This is a genomic window from Collinsella sp. TF11-5AC, assembly GCF_003436775.1.
Classification (GTDB): domain Bacteria; phylum Actinomycetota; class Coriobacteriia; order Coriobacteriales; family Coriobacteriaceae; genus Collinsella.
Genome location: NZ_QSQO01000002.1, coordinates 90,518 through 108,201, shown reverse-complemented (window position 1 = coordinate 108,201; position 17,684 = coordinate 90,518). Strand labels below are relative to the sequence as shown.

Here is a 17,684-nt window from a genome sequence, read left to right as displayed (position 1 = left end):
GTACTCTACTTTTTCAATCCGCAACTCTTCTGCTCTATAAGTCCATACGGCAATACCGTTCACGGCTGAATTTCTACCGATTACCAGATTCTCAAAAAGTGATAAGTGTTGTGTTATGAGTACGTTAACATAGCCCGTAACGTGCGGCATCGTAGATGCTGAGTTCACGTCGCTTCAGATTGTTAACGTACTCACTACGACGGAAAACTCGTCAGTATGCGCCAAGGAAAGGACCCTCATGACCACCCCCGATGAAAAGACATTCGCCACGCTCACCAAGCTGTTCGAGGAGGAGTTTGGCCCCATCGGCGACCGCCAGGTGCTCTACGCGCACGCGCCCGGCCGTTCCGAGATCAGCGGCAACCACACCGACCACGAGGGTGGCCGCGTTATCGCCGGCTCGCTCGATGTCGCCGTTGACGGCATCGCCGTGGCAACCGACTCCAACAAGGTCCGCGTCGCCGACGAGGGCTATCCCACGTTTGAGATCGCGCTCGACACGCTAGACGTTCAAGAGTCCGAGAAGGGCACGTCCGCGAGCCTCGTGCGCGGCATGGCGCACGAGATTGCAGCCCTTGGCGTTGAGCCCCACGGCTTCGACTTTGCCTTTACCTGCTCCGTCCCTTCGGGCGGCGGCCTTTCCAGCTCTGCCGCCGTCGAGGCCGCATACGGCCGTGCCATGGAGACGCTCTGGGGCGCGCCCGCCATTGAACCCGTCACGCTCGCTCAGATGAGCCAGCGCACCGAGAACAACTACTACGGCAAGCCCTGCGGTCTGATGGATCAGGCCGCTGTGTGCCTGGGCGGCCTCGCCTACATGGACTTTGAGGATCAGGCTCAGCCTAAGACCCAGAAGCTCGAGCTCAACTTTGAGGATCACGGCTATGCGCTCGTGCTCGTTAAGGTCGGCGCCGACCACGTGGCAGCCACCGATGACTACGCCGCCGTTCCGCGCGAAATGCAAGACGTCGCTGCCGAGTTTGGCAAGGCACGCCTGTGCGAGGTAAACGTGGCGGATTTTGACGCCAAGCTCCCCGAGCTGCGCGCCAAGCTGGGCGACCGCGCCTGCCTGCGCGCCGTTCACTACTGGTACGAGAACGGCCTGGTCGACAAGCGCTGGGCAGCGCTCAACGCCGGCGACATCGACCAGTTCCTGGTCCTGACGCGCGAGTCCGGCGCCAGCTCCGCCATGTACCTGCAGAATGTTGTTGCCAAGCTGGGATCTGAGCAGCCTTCCATGTATGCCCTAGCGCTGGCCGAGCATGTGCTCGACGGTCGTGGCGCCGTTCGCATTCACGGTGGCGGCTTTGGCGGCACCATCCAGGCCTTCGTGCCGCTCGACCTGGTCGACAACTTCATTGCCAAGATGAACGGCTGGCTGGGCGAGGGCTCTGCCCGCCACTACGCTATCTCTGACAAGGGGGCTTACGCGGCATGGCTGTAATGACTGACGTGCGCGAGGCCGCGCAGAGCCTGATCGAGTACGCTATCCACCGATCGATGATCGGCCAGGACGATCGCATCTGGGCATACAACACCATTTTGGAGTGCATCGGCGCCACGGGCCCCGCACTCGACATGGCTTGGGCACTCAAGACCGAGAAGATTTCGCTCTTGCACCCCGATACACTCCCCAACTTTGACCTGGAGGGCACGCTTGCCGCGCTTGCCGAGGCCGCCGTTGCCAACGGTGCTGCCGAGGACACGGCATCGGGGCGCGACCGCATCGCCATGCGCATCATGGGCGCGCTCATGCCGAGGCCTTCGGTTGTAAACGAAGAGTTCAATGGGCGTATGGGCGTCAACGAGCCCCGCGCCGCGACCGACTGGTTCTACGGCCTGTGCTGCGATGCCGGCTATGTGCGCCGCGCCGCCATCGCACGCAACATCAAATGGAGCACCCCCACCAACTGGGGCGATCTTGAGATCACCATCAACCTCTCCAAGCCTGAGAAGGACCCACGCGATATCGCCGCGGCTGGTGCCGCAAAGAACACGGGCGAGAAGTATCCCGCCTGCCAGCTCTGCATCGAAAACGAGGGCTATCCCGGACGCTCCGCCGCAGCCGACGGTGGCGCTCACCCCGCCCGTCAGAACCTACGCGTTATTCCCATTCAGCTTAATGGCGAGCGCTGGGGCTTCCAGTACAGCCCGTACGCATACTTTAACGAGCACTGCATTGCCATGAGCTCCGAGCATCGCCCGATGCACGTTGACCGCAAGGGCCTGACATGCCTGCTCGACTTTGTGGACCTGTTCCCACACTACTTTATCGGCTCCAACGCCGACCTGCCCATCGTAGGCGGCTCAATCTTGTCGCACGACCACTTCCAGGGTGGCGCGCACGAGTTCCCCATGATGCACGCCGCCGAGGTCTCGCAGTTTAGCGTGCCCGGTTTTGACCAGGTCAGCGGCACCGTGCTGCAGTGGCCGCTCTCGGTGCTGCGCCTGCGCACGCATGACCGCGCTCAGCTGCTCGACGCTGCCGAGAAGATTATCCTCGCCTGGCGCGAGTGGACCGACGAGTCGGTGGGCGTCATCGCGCACACAGCCGATGGCATGGCGCACAACACCGTGACGCCCGTCATCCGCCGCGTGGACTCCCGCGGCAACGCCGGCGGCGAGATTTACGAGGCCTACCTGGCGCTTCGCTGCAACATCACGACCGACGAGCATCCGCTGGGCGTGTTCCACCCGCATGCCGAGTATCACCACATTAAGAAGGAGAACATAGGCCTGATCGAGGTCATGGGCCTGGCCATTCTGCCGCCGCGCCTGGTTCCCGAGCTCGGCGCTGTTCGCGAGCACCTGCTGGCGGCCAAAGCCGATGCCAGCTACGATCTTGCCTGCGCTCTCGAGAGCGACGACCTTTGCCGCAGCCACGCCGCATGGGCGGAGGACGTCTTTGCTCGCCGCGCGAACGAGCTTACGGCGGATAACGCCATCGACATCCTGCATGAGGAGGTCGGCGTGGTGTTTAGCCACGTGCTCGACAACGCCGGAGTCTTTAAGTGGGACGAGGACGGACGCGCCGCCCAGCAGCGCTTTATCGACTCACTGTAGAGCACAGACCCGGACGCTCAACGGCAGTCCACACGACATAACCGCCCACACGACAACGGCGCCCGCCGGCAACATCGCCGACGGGCGCCGTTTTCGAGTGTTCGGTGCCGCGACTCCTAGAGTTCAGTTACGACAACGTTGTTGAAGATTTCATCCCAGCGGTCCATGACCAGGTGGCCGGTCTTGGGGTCCATGGCGTTGAGCTTGCCGCAGGTATTGGCGGTCTTGAGCACCGTGACGTCGTCGGCACCAGCGGCAATGGCATGCGCAAAGCCGGCGATGGTCGAGTCGCCGGAACCCGTCGCGTTCACAGCCGCAATCGCGGGCGTCTTGGCGCGGAATGCGCGACCCTCATGGAAGCCCACCGAACCGGCAGCGCCCATCGAAACGACAACCCAGGGAATATCGGCAAAGCGGCCATCGGCGGCAAGCGCCTCGCGCAGGGCATCGACATCATCGGTCGTAAAGGACGTACCCAGCAGGCCGTTAATCTCGGTCAGGTTGGGCTTTACGAGCTCAGGCTTAGCGTCGGACTCCAGCGCGGCCTCCAGCGATGCACCCGAGGTGTCGAGCAGCACCTTAGCGCCCGCCTCCTCGGCGATCTTGACGAGCTCGGCATAGTAGCCGGCATCGACGCCACGCGGCAGCGAGCCCGAAAGCGTCACAACGTCCGCCTTCGCTGCAAGCTCGGCGAACTTAGCCGTAAAGGCCTCGAGCTCGGCCGGGGCGATCTGCGGGCCGCTCTCCAGCAGCTCGGTCTGATTGCCCTCGTGCAGAATATTCAGGCAAATGCGCGTCTCACCGGCAATGGGCACAAAGTCGTTCTTGACGCCGTCGGCATCCATAAGCTCGGCCATATAGGCACCCATGTGGCCACCGAGCAGACCGGTTGCGAGCACGTCGTCGCCCAGCTGCAACAGCACGCGACTCACGTTAAGGCCCTTGCCGCCAGCGGTCTTTTCGGGCGTCACGCGGTTAACGTCGTCAATGACCAGCTTGTCGAGCTGGTAGCGCGTATCAATCGACGGATTCATGGTAACGGTCAGAATCATGTTGAACTCCTGTTTCCGGGGCGCGATGTGCGCTGCCCCAAACATACGATAGCTCGTTAAAGGATCTCGATCCCAAAGCCGCGGGCGATAGTCTCCCCCGGCTTGGCCACCAGGCAGCCACGCTTATGCTCCAGGACATCGTCCTCGTCGGAACAGGTGGACAGGCCACCCCACGGTTCCACAGCCACAAAGTCGGCCTCGGGCTTGCTCCACACAATCAGGTATGGCATATCGGGGAACGTCAGGCGCACGCCCTTGTCCTCGGTTTTCTTGGTCAGCGTAACCACGCGGCTCTCGAGCACGTCAAAGATGGTCTCCGCGAAGTCGAAGAGTTCGTGGGTCAGCGGCAGGTTCTGGTCGATCATAGGGTTCTTGCTGCGATGCTCAACATCAATCAAGCCCGTCGAGGGAACGGCAGTACAGAGCTCGGCGGCCTCACGCTGATCAAAACGGAGCTCGTAATCGTCATAGGACTCGCCCTCGTCGAGTGGGCACTTAAAGCCGGGGTGACCACCCACAAAGAATGGCATATCCTCGGTGCCCTCATTGGTCACCTCGTACGACACGGCCACCTTTTCCGAATCGATCGTGTAACGAGCAACGATCTTAAACGGATACGGGTACTGCTCGAGCAGTTCGGCATGGTCGGCAGAGCTTAAGCTCAGCGCAACCATGTTGTCGCTCTGCTCCTCGAGCTTCCACTCCTGCTTGCGAGCAAATCCGTGGCGGGCGAGCTTTACCTCGCGGCCGCCCATGGTCATTGCGTGACCGTCACGAAGGCCGCCGCAAATCGGGAAGCAAATGGGTGCCTGGCCCGACCAGACCGCAGGGTCACCCTGCCACAGGTACTCGCGGCCGTTGGCTTTAATCGAAGTGAACGATCCGCCAGCCGTGCTCAGTGCCACACGAATAGAACCGTTATCAAGAACAAACTCCATAGGAGCCTTCCCTTTCTTACGACAGCCCGCCAAGTCAATAGGGCTGATAGAAAACCGGCCCGCGCCCCCTCACAGAAACGCGAGCCGTCAATTGAAAAGCTGCAGAATGCCGGGGACCGCCAAGAGCAAAGCACTCAAGCCAAGCAAGCAAACGTGTTATCGGAGCAGCTAGCTGTACCAAAAGGCTTCGCCGCAACAGAGAGAACCCCACAGGTCACCTCAACGTCAGCGAGAAGCCAGCTGGTGAGGCAAGGTGCCGTGAAGCGAGGCGGCATTGACCTTCTGGTCATGCCGTCGAAGCTGAACGGCAGATTGCCCACCAGATGGCTTCGCAGCGTCGGCCGGTCCGGCGTTCGGTAGAACGCCGGAACCCCTTAGTCGTGATACTCGCCGCGGTCCCACTTCTCGAGGAACTCGTCAAAGAAGTGCGGGTCAGCCTGAGCCTCGGCGTCGGCCTTATTGCAGGCGTCGATCTTGGCAATCAGGGCGTCGTGCTCGGGAGTCTTCTCGTAGGGCTCCTCCAGGAAGGCAAGCATGATATCGGCCATCAGGAACTCGCCGGTGATCTTGCCGCCAAAGCCCACGATGTTGGCGTTGAGCTCGCGACGGGCATACAGGGCAGAGGTCATGTCGCGAACCAGGGCGCAGCGAGCGCCGGGAACCTTGTTGACGGCGTTGGTGATGCCGATGCCGGTGCCGCACAGGGCCACGCCAAAGTCGGCCTTGCCGCTGGCAACAGCCTCGCCCACGGCCTTACCGTAGATGGGATAGTGCGTACGGGTGTGGCTGTAGGTGCCGCAGTCGAGCACCTTGTAGCCAGCCTGCTCCAGGCGGTCGGCCAGATAGATCTTCTCGTCCGTAACGATATGGTCGCAACCGATTGCGATGGTCTTCTTCATCAGAACGTCCTTTCGTCTGAATTCACAAGTTGAGATAGAAGTTCGAGTTCTCGGTGGCTCTCGTTAGGCCATCTTGTTGAGCATGTCGACACGGATCTGGTGACGGCCGCCGGCGTACTGGGCGCGCAGGAACTCGCGGGCGATCTTCTTGGCGACCTCGGTGCCCACAACGCCCGGGCCCATGGTGACCATGCGCGAGCCGTTGTGCTCGCGGGTCATGTAGGCGGAACGCTCGTCGGAAATGTTGGCGACGACCATGCCCTTGATCTTGACGGCGGCCATATAGGAGCCGACGCCGTACTTATCGAATGCGAAGCCCTGGGAATCCTTGTGCTCCAGCAGGTCCTTGGCAACGGCGGTCGCGGAATCGACAAAGTCCGCAGCAGGGGTCTCGGAATAGTCGACGACCTCGTGACCGTCAGCGATGAGCATCTCCTTGATGGACTCCTTCATCGACATACCGTCGGCATCGGAAGCGATTACAGCCCTCATGACATCCTCCTTGAGAGATACGCAGGTGCGTAGTTTCTGTTTGGAAGTGTTGAATCGCGCTCAGGTCCGGGCATCTGAATGTGCGGTTCTTCACTGTTCATGTTTATTTGAACACATTCGAACATAGGTTGCAACCATTATTTGTTTAACTTTGTTCTTTTTTGAACAAATACCGTTTACGGTTGATTGCCGACCGTTTGAGCCCGGCGCAGACGTAGCGACCATGTGTTCAACAAACAAAAGGGCGGCCGAGAACGTGTCTCGGCCGCCCTTCTTACGGTTGATCTTCCAAAGATCGCTTTGCCGCCTACTCAGACTGCCCGCTCTTCTTGGCATGTTTGGACGGAGCGCTCAGAAAACGTCCCGTTAAATAGTTCGCCGGGCCGGAAATATCGATCCCCAGCAGCGTGTGCCCCAGCCACAGAAACGCCGCGAGCACCAGCAATGGAATAACGCACGAAGTCACAATCATCACGATGACGCCTTCGATCAGATCGGTCACCTGTTGCACAATCTCATCGGTCATCTGTTTGGCGCCGTTGGTCACCGACGCGACAAGACCCGAGGCACCGTCGGCAAGCTGCTCAAGCACGTTCTTGGATTCTGTGGACTCGGACTTTTTCTTGCTCGTTTTGGAGCTATTGCCGTCTGCCGCACCCGCAGCGTCGGCCGCCTTTTGCTCGGCCGCTTCGATGCTCACCCGATACGTCTCGTCGACCTTTTGCGACACCCATACGCTTGCAGGCACCAAGGCCATGCCGATCACGGCAACCACCAGCACGCGGGTCGCCACGCGGCGCAGGACAGCGCTCGTGCTCCAGCGTCCGTGAATGCCAAGCGAGACCGCAAAGAGCACCAGCGCAAACGGGATTAAGATGCCCAAGCCAACCGACCACAAAATCGTGAGCAAATATTTCTCTAGGTAGAGCACGGCAAGCACGATGCCCAAGTTACCCGAAAGCTGCGCGAGCTGCTCGGCAACCGGCGTTCCCGTATCACCCGGCAGCGCGGTAATGCCCGCAGACAGCGCCACGCACGAGGTCGTGAGCGCCAAAACGTTGCCCTTCTTTTGGTCGATGACCTCGATGGTGGAGTCCCATGTTTTGGTATCGGCAAAATGCGGACGAGCCACAAAGCCCGACAGCAGCGCCAGTACCACGAGTGCAACGATAAAGCCAATCTGCAGCTTTTTGTTTGCGCACACGACATCGGACAGGCTGGGCTGCAGCTCGGTTACCGTCGTGTGCTCGGTTATCTGGACAGGACGCCCATGAGCCATCTCGTGCGCGTCTCTTTTTTGTATTGACCCGTTATCCGGCATTTGGATGCCTCCTCATTCCGGCCTGTATTGCGGTGGAAAGTATACCCACCCATCGAAAAACCGAACGGGAGGGCGTGCAGAAGCTCCATAACGCTGCTAGTCGAATAGTGCCATTTCAAAACTATGCCGGTTTACTACGATAAAACCGATAGGACCGACCACATTTGCTATTAGCAGAAAATGACAAGCTTTCTACCTGCGGCTTTGATAACGCTGTTCTTTCCATAGTTGAAAGAATGCGATTCATCGTAGTAAACCGGCATAGTTTTGTAACCGACAGACCGAGTCGGCACCGCAGCAAACCTAATGACCCGGTTTCTTCCATCCTCAAAGGATCGAATGCATGGCAGGAGTGTCCCAAACTGCCGGCAGATAAGGAACGTCCCCAAGTGCCGGGTAAACAGAAAAGCCCTGCCGCGGGTAGCGGCAGAGCTTTTGGAAGGGGACTTGGTTGTGAGAGCTCGTTAGGCGAGCTTAGCCTCGAGTGCGGCGATGCGCTTATAGGCATCGATGGTAAAGCGGGTCTGCTTCTCCAGGATCATGGTGGTCATGAGAGTGTCCTGAGCGTGAGCCATGATGAAGGTCATCTCCATCTCGCCGCCGCCGGCCTCCTGCGAAAGCAGCTTGGTCTGCGTGTCGTGGGCGCCGATAAGTGCATCGCTGGCATCCTTGTGCAGCTGCTCGGCCTTCTCAAAATCACCCTCGCGAGCAGCATCGAGCGCTGCAAGCAGATCGGTCTGGGCGTCGCCCGCGTATGCGACAATCTCAAATCCAACCATCGAGATTTCTTCTTTGGTTGCCATATTGCGTTCCTTTCACATATGAACCAACGGAGAGCATCGCGTCCGGGCATACGCGCTGCGCTGTGTATGGCAGGAACATTAACATTCAAACAAAAAAGAACAGCGCAAAACGTAATTTCGAGCTATGAACGGTTGCTTTTCACCCGTGAACGGTTTTTAAACCAATCTGAACATTCTCAAACACAATTAGCGGCAACCCAAACAGGTCCGCACCCTAGCGTATATCGCGCACCGTATCGCCCTCGACGAGCACACCCGGAAACAGCATGTGCTCCACACCGGGTGCAGCGCCCTCGGCGCCGGCAATCTTGTCGACCGCCCACATGCCGACGCGCTTGTTGTCAAAGCGCACCGTAGTCAGGCGACGATCGGGCACGATATCGCCCAAACTATCGTCAACACCCACCACGCTTACGTCCTGGGGCACGTGCTTCCCGCGCGACTCGAGCCCGCGAATGCAGCCGTAGGCCATGGCATCGTTGGAAGCATAAATGGCTGTGCAGTTCGAATCGTCCGCAAGCACCTGGCCGGCGGCATATCCGCTCTGTGCCGTCCAATCGCCACGGACGAGTCGCGGCGGCTCAATACCATGCGCGCGCAATGTCTCGCGCCAGCCCTCCTCGCGACGCATGCCCGAAAGCGAGCGCTCGGGGCACGAGATAAAGTGCACGGTCTTGTGCCCCTGCTCCAGCAGGTACTCGACCACCTGGCGCGAGCAATCGAACTGGTCGTTATCGACTGTTGAACAGAGCGGGTGCTCCAGCATGGTAACGAGCACCGTCTGCATACCGGGCAGCGGCTCGAAGGTGCCAAAGTCCGCCGGCATGCGATTCATGATCACAACCATGCCATCCACCGGCAGCGCGCTCATGCGCGACGATGCGCTCTCGAGGGTATACGGATGCCCGTCTACTTTAGTGAGGGTGATGGCATAGCCATGTTTGTCGGCCGCGGCGGCAAAGCCCTCCATACGGTCGAGGTTGCCGGTGCCGGTAATGTTGAACATGGCGACGCCGACGGTCTTAAACTTGCCGCGGCGCAGCGATCGACCGGCAAAATTGGGGCGATACCCCAGCTCGCGCATGGCGGCGCGCACGCGCTCCTTGGTCTCGGGGCGCACGCTGGGCGAATCGTGCACCGTACGCGAGACTGTCTGCTCCGAGACGCCCGCGAGACGCGCCACGTCCTTAACGGAAACCGATTTTTTAACAGCGGCCATAGGTCGATCTTTCTATGTCAACGATGCCATTGAAGACATCCTGCGCAGTCATTTTGAACACCTTTAAGTATATCCAACGCCTCCCCAACGATACGCTTACCACCCAAAACCTACCGTTCACCGACAATTCTGCTTCCCCGAGCGGCTTTTGTCGCCCAAATGTTAACGTTGCCATTGTGCAAACACAGAGCCACCGGGCGGCTCAAACGTTTACGCGCAAGGAATCGACGGTCCACAGGCACAAGGGCCACCGGTTCGCGTCTTTTTTTGTGTCGCAAAATGGCAACGTCAACATTTTGGCAACCGAACGCCAAAAGATACCATCGTTGCTAACCCACCGACTCTTAGGAGCATTGCATGGAGCAACTCATCGCCATCATCGAAAAGGGCCAGCCCTTTTTCAACGCGATCGCCCGCAACAAGTACCTCAAGGCGATCCGCGACGGCTTTATCTCCGTCATCCCCATCATCATCTTCTCGTCCATCTTCTGCCTGGTAGCCTCGGTCCCCAACATCTGGGGTTTCTACTGGCCCGATGACATCAACAACGCCCTGTGGAAGTGCTACAACTACTCCATGGGCATCCTGGCCATCGCCTGCGCCGCCACCACGGCCAAGCACTTCGCCGACGCCCAGAACCGCGATCTGCCCAAGAACAACCAGATCAACTTTATCTCGTGCATGTGCGCGGCCATCATCGGCTTCCTGCTCCTTTCGAGCGACACGATCGCCACGGACGCTGCCAGCGGCTTCAACACGACCTACCTTGGTTCCAAGGGCCTGCTGACCGCCTTTATCGCTGCGTTTGTGACCGGCATCATCTACAAGTTCTTTATCAAGCGCAACATCACCGTCAAGATGCCCGAGCAGGTTCCGCCCAACATCTCGCAGACCTTTAAGGACATCATCCCCTTCTCCGTCTGCATCACCGTCTTTTGGGTCTTTGACATCGCCTTCCGCGCTGCCTTTGGCTTCTGCTTTGCCCAGGGCGTCATCCAGGTGTTCCAGCCCCTGTTCACCGCCGCCGACGGCTATATCGGCCTCGCTGTGATCTACGGCGCTATGAGCCTCTTCTGGTTCGTCGGCGTCCACGGCCCCTCGATCGTCGAGCCCGCCATCGCCGCCGCTCTCGTTGCCAACATGACCGACAACCTGGCTGCATTCCAGGCCGGCGAGCACGCCACCGCCGTCCTGACGCAGGGAGCCCAGTACTTCGTCGTCTGCATGGGCGGCACCGGCGCCACGCTCGTCCTGGTCTTTATGTTCTGCTTCCTGGCCAAGTCTCAGGAGATGCGCGCCGTCGGTAAGGCAGCCATCGTCCCCGTGTGCTTTGCCGTCAACGAGCCGCTGCTGTTCGCCGCGCCTATCGTGCTCAACCCCGTCTTCTTTGTCCCGTTTGTTTTTGCCCCGATCGCCAACATCTGGATCCTCAAGATCTTTATCGACTTCTTGGGCATGAACGGCTTTATGTACACCCTGCCCTGGACCGTCCCCGGCCCCATCGGCACCATCATGGGCCTGGGCTTCCAGCCGCTCGCCTTTGTGATGCTCGCCATCATCCTAGTCATCGACTTTGCCCTGTACTACCCGTTCTTCCGTGCCTATGACGCCCAGAAGTGCGCCGAGGAGGCCGAGATCTCCCAGGAGGAGCTCGCCGCCAAGAACGCCGAGAAGGCCGCCAAGCTCAACGATGCCTTCCAGGGCAAGGCTGACGCCAAGAGCGTTGCCGCCGGTGCTGCTGCCGAGGCCGTGAAGGCCGACGCCCCCGCCGCTGCCGCAGCACCCGCTGCCGAGGCAACGTCCACCAGCGACCTCAACGGCAAGCGCGTACTCGTGCTCTGCCAGGGCGGTGGCACTTCGGGCCTGCTCGCCAACGCACTGGCCAAGGCTGCCAAGGAGCGCGGTATTAACCTCGAAACCGCTGCCGAGGCCTATGGCAACCACGTCGACATGCTCCCCGACTTTGACCTAGTCGTCCTGGCCCCGCAGGCCGCAAGCTACCTGGCCGACCTGCAGAAAGACTGCGAACGCGTGGGCAACAAGTGCGTCGCCTGCCGCGGTAAGCAGTACATTGAGCTCTCCCAGAACGGCGACAAGTCTCTCGCCTTCGTCTCCGAGCAGCTTTCGAAGTAAGTAACGCTCAGGGCCAGCCGACCATCCAAGACCGGCTGGCCCTTCGATTTAGACGATTGGATCATCATGTCCGTTAATCCTGCTAGCGTCACCAATCCGCCTGCGCAGTTTCCCGAGGACTTTGTCTTTGGCGGCGCCACTGCTGCCTACCAGGTAGAGGGCGAGACCCGCACTCACGGTAAGGGCAAGGTTGCCTGGGACGACTTTCTGGAAGCCCAAGGCCGTTTCTCCCCCGATCCCGCTTCGGACTTCTACAACCAGTACCCCGTCGATCTGGAGCTGTGCGAGGAGTTTGGCATCAACGGCATTCGCCTCTCCATTGCCTGGAGCCGCATCTTCCCCAACGGCACCGGCGAAATCAACCCCGAGGGCGTCCAGTTCTACCACGATCTCTTCGCCGAGTGCCATAAGCACCATGTTGAGCCGTTCGTCACGCTGCATCACTTTGACACGCCGCTTCCCCTCTTTGAGAAGGGCGACTTCCTCAACCGCGAGACCATCGATGCCTTTGTGGACTTTGCCACCTTCTGCTTTAAGGAGTACGCCGACCAGGTGACCTACTGGTTCACCTTTAACGAGATCTGGGCCGACGCCTCCAACACCTACATCGAGGGCACCTTCCCCGGCGGCGTCAAAGCTCATCTGGCCGAGGCCTTCCAGTGCGAGCACAACATGATGCTCGCCCACGCCAAGGCCGTGCTGGCCTTCCACAACGGCGGTTTTAAGGGCAAGATCGGCGTCATTCAATCGCTGGAGTTTAAGTATCCGCTCAACGAGAACGACCCCGCCGACATCAAGGCCGCCAACAACGAGCACGTGCTGCAGAACCAGTTTTTGCTCGACGCCACCTTCCGCGGCGACTATGCCCCCGACACCCTCGAGTGCGCCAACCGCCTGGCCGCCATCTCGGGCGGCACCATCGAGATCATGGACAAGGACCTCGAGATTATGCGCGAGGCCGCGCTCTACAACGACTACCTGGGTGTCAACAACTACCAGTGCCGTTTCCTCAAGGCTTACGACGGCGAGAACGACCTGCACCACAACGGTACGGGCGAGAAGGGCACCGGCCGCTGGCGCGTTAAGGGTATTGGTGAGCATGTGAACAAGCCCGGCATCCCCACCACCGACTGGGACTGGATCATCTATCCCGAGGGTCTGTTCGATCTGCTCGTCTACATTAAGCAGCGCTACCCCAACTACAAGCAGATTTTCATTACCGAAAACGGTATGGGCTACAAGGACCCCTACAAGAACGGCTTTGTGGACGACCAGCCGCGCATCGACTACATCGAGCAGCACCTGCGCTGGCTGCTTAAGGCCATGGAGGTGGGCGTCAACGTGGGCGGCTACTTCCTGTGGAGCCTGCAGGATCAGTTCTCCTGGACCAATGGCTACAACAAGCGCTACGGCTTCTTCTACGTAGACTTTGAAACCCAGAAGCGCACGCCCAAGGCAAGCGCCTACTGGTACAAGCACGTGGCGCAGACCCGTCGTCTGGACTAGTGGCTTGCAGTTGGCGTAATTGCCCTGCTCACATAACTTGTCCCCATTTCTCAGCCGGGGGCGGCACGTCACACGGCGCGCCGCCCCCGGCCTTTGTGTTTGGGCGGACCGGGAGCCGTTTGTCTCGATCTGTAACATCTGACCCGCGGTTTCGGCCCCAACTGTTACAGATCGAGATGAACGGGGTGGGCCGGGCCGAATTGTCTCGATCTGTAACACTAAACCCGGTTTTGGGCGTCTACCTGTTACAGATTGAGACAAACGTACCGGCCAATCCTCTCAATCTCAATCTATAACAGTTAGCCGGTTATTTCGCCCCCACCTGTTACAGATCGAGATGAATAGATTAGACCTAGCCGAAAAATCTCAACCTGTAACACGTAGCCGAGTTTTTCAGTCCTAGCTGTTACAGATCGAGACAAACAGGCCGAGCAAGCTACACCCGTAGGTCTTTCACGCTGGAGCATTCGACCAGCACGCCCGAAACAAGCGTACGGCTTCTGGAGCTCGGGGCTTCTAGGCACGCAACGACCTCGTCGGGCGCACGGACACCCAGTCCGCGGTGACGGAACTTCACCGACATATCCCGAAAACTCGATCCCCGGCTTAGCTTGCGCGCATTATCACAATAAACCCCCAACGATACACGGTCCTGCGGTTCAATGAGCCACAGGACCGCATGCCGTCGATCAGATAAAGATCGTCATATACAGAGGTAGATATATCCTATGCCCTTCAGCCCTGAGCTGTTTTGGGTGAAGAACTATCTCTTCTCCGACTCGTCGTTCGAATCGTCTGCCGAAATCGTCAAGCGAGATTGTTGAATACGATTTGGAAGATTTAACTTCAACAGGAGTGACCCGCGGTTTTCCAGCCGCGTCTTCAAAGCCGCGCGAAACAAGAAAATCAATTTCACGCGTTCTGGGCCGACTCCCCTCTGTTTTGGAAGGCTCCTGCCAGCTGTAATAAAAAAGCGAATGCCCCAGACTCTTAAGCTGCTGCGCCACGATGTTCTCGATTAGCATTCCTTTATTAATTGAAATTCTTCCAAATTGAATGTCTCTATGAACATCCATAAGGTCCGGACCATCATCAAACGCCAAGCTCACGAGCAATCCCGTGTCCGCCATATAGCATTTAAGCGAAGACGCGTCCTCGTGCAGGCGGTAACCCACGCTCGGATCACTGCATAAATAGCAACGGTTAATCAGTCGCGCATCCTCAAGCCAGATTAACGCCGACTCATATGTCTCAAAACGGGACCCCTTCTCCAAGCTGTCAAATTTGAACCGTTTATTTGCCGCAGATAATTGACCCGGAATATCGTCATAAACCGCCCGCGCACGTCTAGCGTCCGAACCTCCAAACTTGGCAATGTCCTCCCTGTACAGTGCGATAATCTGCCGTTTAACCCTGTCGCATCCTCTAAAATCATTCTCTGCCACAAAGGAGTCGACCGACTGAGGCATACCACCGACAAGCATATACTCATCAAATAATCTCATGCACGTCGCATGAACGCCGTCCGGAAGCGCGGTCCGAGATTCGCGCGCTTTACGGATCTCTTCTGCATAAAGATCTTTTCCGGTCGCCCAAAGATACTCCTCAAAATCGAGGGGCTCGAGAGGGATTCTTTCTTCCTCTGACGGTATGACAATGCTATCGACATTCTTTTTGATGGAGACAAGAGAGCCTGTCTCGATGTAATCAAATCTGCCGTCTTCTACAAGATGCTTTATGTATTCGCGCGCGATGGGAAACCGCTGCACTTCATCAAAAATGACCAGCGACTCTCTCGGTTCGAGGGCCTTACCATACTGCAGCTGAAGCATGCGTAAAAAAAGATCGACATCTTCACGATGGTTCAGAAATATATCGAGCGTGGCTTTGCTAGCAGCCGAAAAGTCAATGTACAGATAATCCTTGTATTCATTTTGCGCGAAGCACTTGACGAGCGTCGTTTTGCCAACGCGTCTTGCACCCTCAATAAGCACCGCAGTGCGCCCTTGCGAGCGTTCTTTCCACTCCTGCAGACGATCATATGCCTTCCGTTTAAACATAATCTCACCTCAGCATAATTTACGTGCTAGTTTACAAAAATACCGACCTTCAGATATTTCTAATAATACAAAAATACCGACCTTTAAATGAGCTTATAGCTACAAAAATACCGACCATTGCAATGGTCACAACAAACAATATCTCCGGCAACGCTCGCTAGCAAATGACCTGCGTGTGTTCCTCGATGGCAGCGCGGTCCTCGGCGGCAATATCCGGCTCGCACACCACGGCGTCCAAGCTGTCCAGGCGGCAGAAGGTGTAGAAGTCGCGTTTGCCGATCTTGCTGGAGTCGGCGATCAGATAGCGCGAGTCTGCCTTGCTAAAAGCGAGCTGCTGGATACGGCCCTCGTCCATGTTGGACGTAGACACGTCACCGTCCAAGATGCCGTTGGCGCCGATAAACGCCGCATCGATACCCAGCGCGCGCAAGGTATCCTCGGCCGTTGGTCCCACAAAAGCGGCGGTGCGGCGACGGTACATACCGCCCACGAGGCACAGCTCGCAGTCTTCGCGCGCCTCGAGCAGGTTAAACACCGAAAGCGAATTGGTCACAATGCGCAGGCGAAACGTCGGCAGCATCGAGGCCATCTGCTCAACCGTGGTGCCCGTGCCCAAAAAGATGGTCGAGCCCTCCTCGATAAGCTCCACAGCACGGCGCGCAATCTGCAGCTTTTCCTCGGCATGCTTAGTGCGCTTTTCGCTGTGCGAATACTCATGGCGCAACATAGCGTGGGGACGGCCCTGTGCACTGCGGGCTCCGCCATGCACGCGCTCGATCTCGCCTAGGCTCGCAAGTTCTTCGAGGTCGCGGCGAATCGTCATGTCCGAAACGCCCAGCGCATCCGAAATCTCTTTGACCGAGACCGTGCCCTGCTCCTCGAGCAGCTGACGAACCTTATCCTGTCGCTCTGCCTTAATCACGATGAATCCTCGCCGTTCTTTGCGCGCATATCATTCAAACAGTAACGAACAAATTATATCAGACTCGTACGCGTCAAAAATGAACGCCCGAATAGCTCCAATCATCACTTTTTTGAGAAAAATACCCCCAGCTTTAGTGGGGTGTAGTGATAATCTCGCCTGTTCGCGCTACAGTTTGTCGGAAATACCTCGATGTTAGGAACCAAATGATCACTTCCGAGCTTTTCGGCACCGCGCCGTGCGGTACCCCCGTTCATCGTTACACCCTCGACGGGCCCGAGATCTGCGTTCGCATTATGGACTATGGCGCCACGGTGCTTGGTATCGATGTGCCCGACATTCCCGGCAACGTGCGCGATGTGGTGCTGGGCTTCGATAAGCTCGAGGATTACTTTGACAACCCCGCCTGCTTTGGCGCGACCATCGGCCCTGTGGCAAACCGCACCGCTGGCGCCACGATCGCCATCGACGGCACGAACTGGCATATGCCCGCCAACGAGGGCGCCAACAACCTGCACAGCGACCTTGAGCACGGCCTGCACAAACGTGTGTGGGATGTTGAGCTCGACGAGGTCCATAACGCCGTGCGCATGACCACCTCGCTTAAGGACGGCGAGCTGGGCCTGCCCGGCAACCGAACCTTTACGGCCGTGTTTACCGTTACGCGCACCGGCGTCTTCCGCATCGATTATGGCTGCGAGAGCGACCGCGCCACCTACGTGTCCATGACCAACCACACGTACTTTAACCTTGCAGGCCATAACGCCGGCATGGACTGCGAACATTTCTTTGTCGCCAACGCCGCCCACTACCTGCCCATTAACGAGCAGAACATCCCCACCGGCGAGATTGCTCCGGTCGAGGGAACACCGTTTGACTTTCGCGAGCTTCGCCCCGTCGCACCCGGCATGGAGGCCGACGACCCGCAGATCAAGCAGGCCCGTGGCTACGATCACTGCCTGTGCATCGATGGCTATCAGTACGGCCGCAACCTGCGCCGCGCGATGCACGTTGAGGAGATGTGGACCGGTCGCGAGCTGGACTACTACACCACCGCACCGGGCGTGCAGCTCTACACCGGCAATTGGCTGGGCGACGAGCACGCCAAGGACGATGCCAACTATAGCTGGGGCGCCGGCTTTGCCCTCGAGGCAGAGATGTACCCCGACACGCCGCACCAGCCGCTGTTCCCGCAGGGCATTGTGGGCCCGGGTCACCCCTACAGCAATGTGATCGAGTACCACTTTATGAGGCACTAAGCCCATAACGCAACATA

General features: G+C 58.5%; 15 protein-coding genes. 5 read left to right on the top strand and 10 right to left on the bottom strand.

All coding sequences use genetic code 11. The features are described 5' to 3' along the window. Positions 1–238: 238 nt before the first annotated feature. Together DXD16_RS01795 and DXD16_RS01790 are read left to right on the top strand one after the other, a co-directional pair. The gene (locus DXD16_RS01795) at positions 239–1,444 is read left to right on the top strand and encodes a galactokinase family protein (RefSeq protein ID WP_117654937.1); all 1,206 of its coding nucleotides are present in this window, start codon (positions 239–241) and stop codon (positions 1,442–1,444) included. Then, positions 1,435–3,063 (top strand): UDP-glucose--hexose-1-phosphate uridylyltransferase, encoded by a 1,629-nt coding sequence (locus DXD16_RS01790; protein WP_199408047.1) that lies wholly within the window; start codon positions 1,435–1,437, stop codon positions 3,061–3,063. The genes DXD16_RS01795 and DXD16_RS01790 overlap by 10 nt, the downstream gene beginning before the upstream one ends. A 116-nt stretch (positions 3,064–3,179) precedes the next feature. Here the strand turns inward: DXD16_RS01790 and DXD16_RS01785 are convergent, their stop codons facing one another. The 7 genes from DXD16_RS01785 to DXD16_RS01755 all read right to left on the bottom strand — a co-directional run bounded on the left by DXD16_RS01785 (position 3,180) and on the right by DXD16_RS01755 (position 9,787). Continuing rightward, on the bottom strand, positions 3,180–4,115 hold the full coding sequence (locus tag DXD16_RS01785; RefSeq protein ID WP_117654935.1) for a hexose kinase: 936 nt from the start codon (positions 4,113–4,115) through the stop codon (positions 3,180–3,182). A 56-nt stretch (positions 4,116–4,171) separates the two neighbouring features. Then, positions 4,172–5,053 (bottom strand): aldose 1-epimerase family protein, encoded by an 882-nt coding sequence (locus DXD16_RS01780; RefSeq protein ID WP_117654934.1) that lies wholly within the window; start codon positions 5,051–5,053, stop codon positions 4,172–4,174. A 374-nt stretch (positions 5,054–5,427) separates the two neighbouring features. Then, positions 5,428–5,952, bottom strand: coding sequence for a galactose-6-phosphate isomerase subunit LacB (lacB, locus tag DXD16_RS01775; RefSeq protein ID WP_006234831.1), 525 nt, complete (start codon positions 5,950–5,952; stop codon positions 5,428–5,430). A 63-nt stretch (positions 5,953–6,015) separates the two neighbouring features. Then, positions 6,016–6,444, bottom strand: a complete 429-nt coding sequence (lacA, locus tag DXD16_RS01770; protein ID WP_117654933.1) for a galactose-6-phosphate isomerase subunit LacA — start codon at positions 6,442–6,444, stop codon at positions 6,016–6,018. A 307-nt stretch (positions 6,445–6,751) separates the two neighbouring features. Beyond that, on the bottom strand, positions 6,752–7,723 hold the full coding sequence (locus DXD16_RS01765) for a hypothetical protein (RefSeq protein ID WP_117629879.1): 972 nt from the start codon (positions 7,721–7,723) through the stop codon (positions 6,752–6,754). 506 nt (positions 7,724–8,229) lie between these two features. After that, on the bottom strand, positions 8,230–8,568 hold the full coding sequence (locus tag DXD16_RS01760; protein ID WP_089572387.1) for a PTS lactose/cellobiose transporter subunit IIA: 339 nt from the start codon (positions 8,566–8,568) through the stop codon (positions 8,230–8,232). 214 nt (positions 8,569–8,782) lie between these two features. Beyond that, on the bottom strand, positions 8,783–9,787 hold the full coding sequence (locus DXD16_RS01755; protein ID WP_117654932.1) for a LacI family DNA-binding transcriptional regulator: 1,005 nt from the start codon (positions 9,785–9,787) through the stop codon (positions 8,783–8,785). A 357-nt stretch (positions 9,788–10,144) separates the two neighbouring features. Between DXD16_RS01755 and DXD16_RS01750 the strand changes: the two genes are divergently transcribed. Together DXD16_RS01750 and lacG are read left to right on the top strand one after the other, a co-directional pair. Then, positions 10,145–11,920 carry a lactose/cellobiose PTS transporter subunit IIB gene (locus tag DXD16_RS01750; protein WP_117654931.1) on the top strand — a complete coding sequence of 592 codons (1,776 nt, stop codon included), beginning with the start codon at positions 10,145–10,147 and terminating at the stop codon, positions 11,918–11,920. A gap of 66 nt (positions 11,921–11,986) precedes the next feature. Continuing rightward, a complete protein-coding gene (lacG, locus tag DXD16_RS01745) occupies positions 11,987–13,426 on the top strand; it encodes a 6-phospho-beta-galactosidase (RefSeq protein ID WP_117654930.1) in 1,440 nt (479 codons plus the stop codon). A 436-nt stretch (positions 13,427–13,862) separates the two neighbouring features. On the opposite strand, the gene DXD16_RS10270 is transcribed toward lacG, so the two are convergent. The 3 genes from DXD16_RS10270 to DXD16_RS01735 all read right to left on the bottom strand — a co-directional run bounded on the left by DXD16_RS10270 (position 13,863) and on the right by DXD16_RS01735 (position 16,408). After that, positions 13,863–14,003 (bottom strand): hypothetical protein, encoded by a 141-nt coding sequence (locus DXD16_RS10270; RefSeq protein WP_158551494.1) that lies wholly within the window; start codon positions 14,001–14,003, stop codon positions 13,863–13,865. 112 nt (positions 14,004–14,115) lie between these two features. Beyond that, positions 14,116–15,486, bottom strand: a complete 1,371-nt coding sequence (locus tag DXD16_RS01740; protein ID WP_117629883.1) for an ATP-binding protein — start codon at positions 15,484–15,486, stop codon at positions 14,116–14,118. A 157-nt stretch (positions 15,487–15,643) separates the two neighbouring features. Next, the gene (locus tag DXD16_RS01735) at positions 15,644–16,408 is read right to left on the bottom strand and encodes a DeoR/GlpR family DNA-binding transcription regulator (RefSeq protein WP_233502572.1); all 765 of its coding nucleotides are present in this window, start codon (positions 16,406–16,408) and stop codon (positions 15,644–15,646) included. 206 nt (positions 16,409–16,614) lie between these two features. On the opposite strand from DXD16_RS01735, the gene DXD16_RS01730 reads away from it, so the two are divergent. Beyond that, positions 16,615–17,667, top strand: a complete 1,053-nt coding sequence (locus DXD16_RS01730) for an aldose epimerase family protein (protein WP_117654929.1) — start codon at positions 16,615–16,617, stop codon at positions 17,665–17,667. Positions 17,668–17,684: the final 17 nt, after the last annotated feature.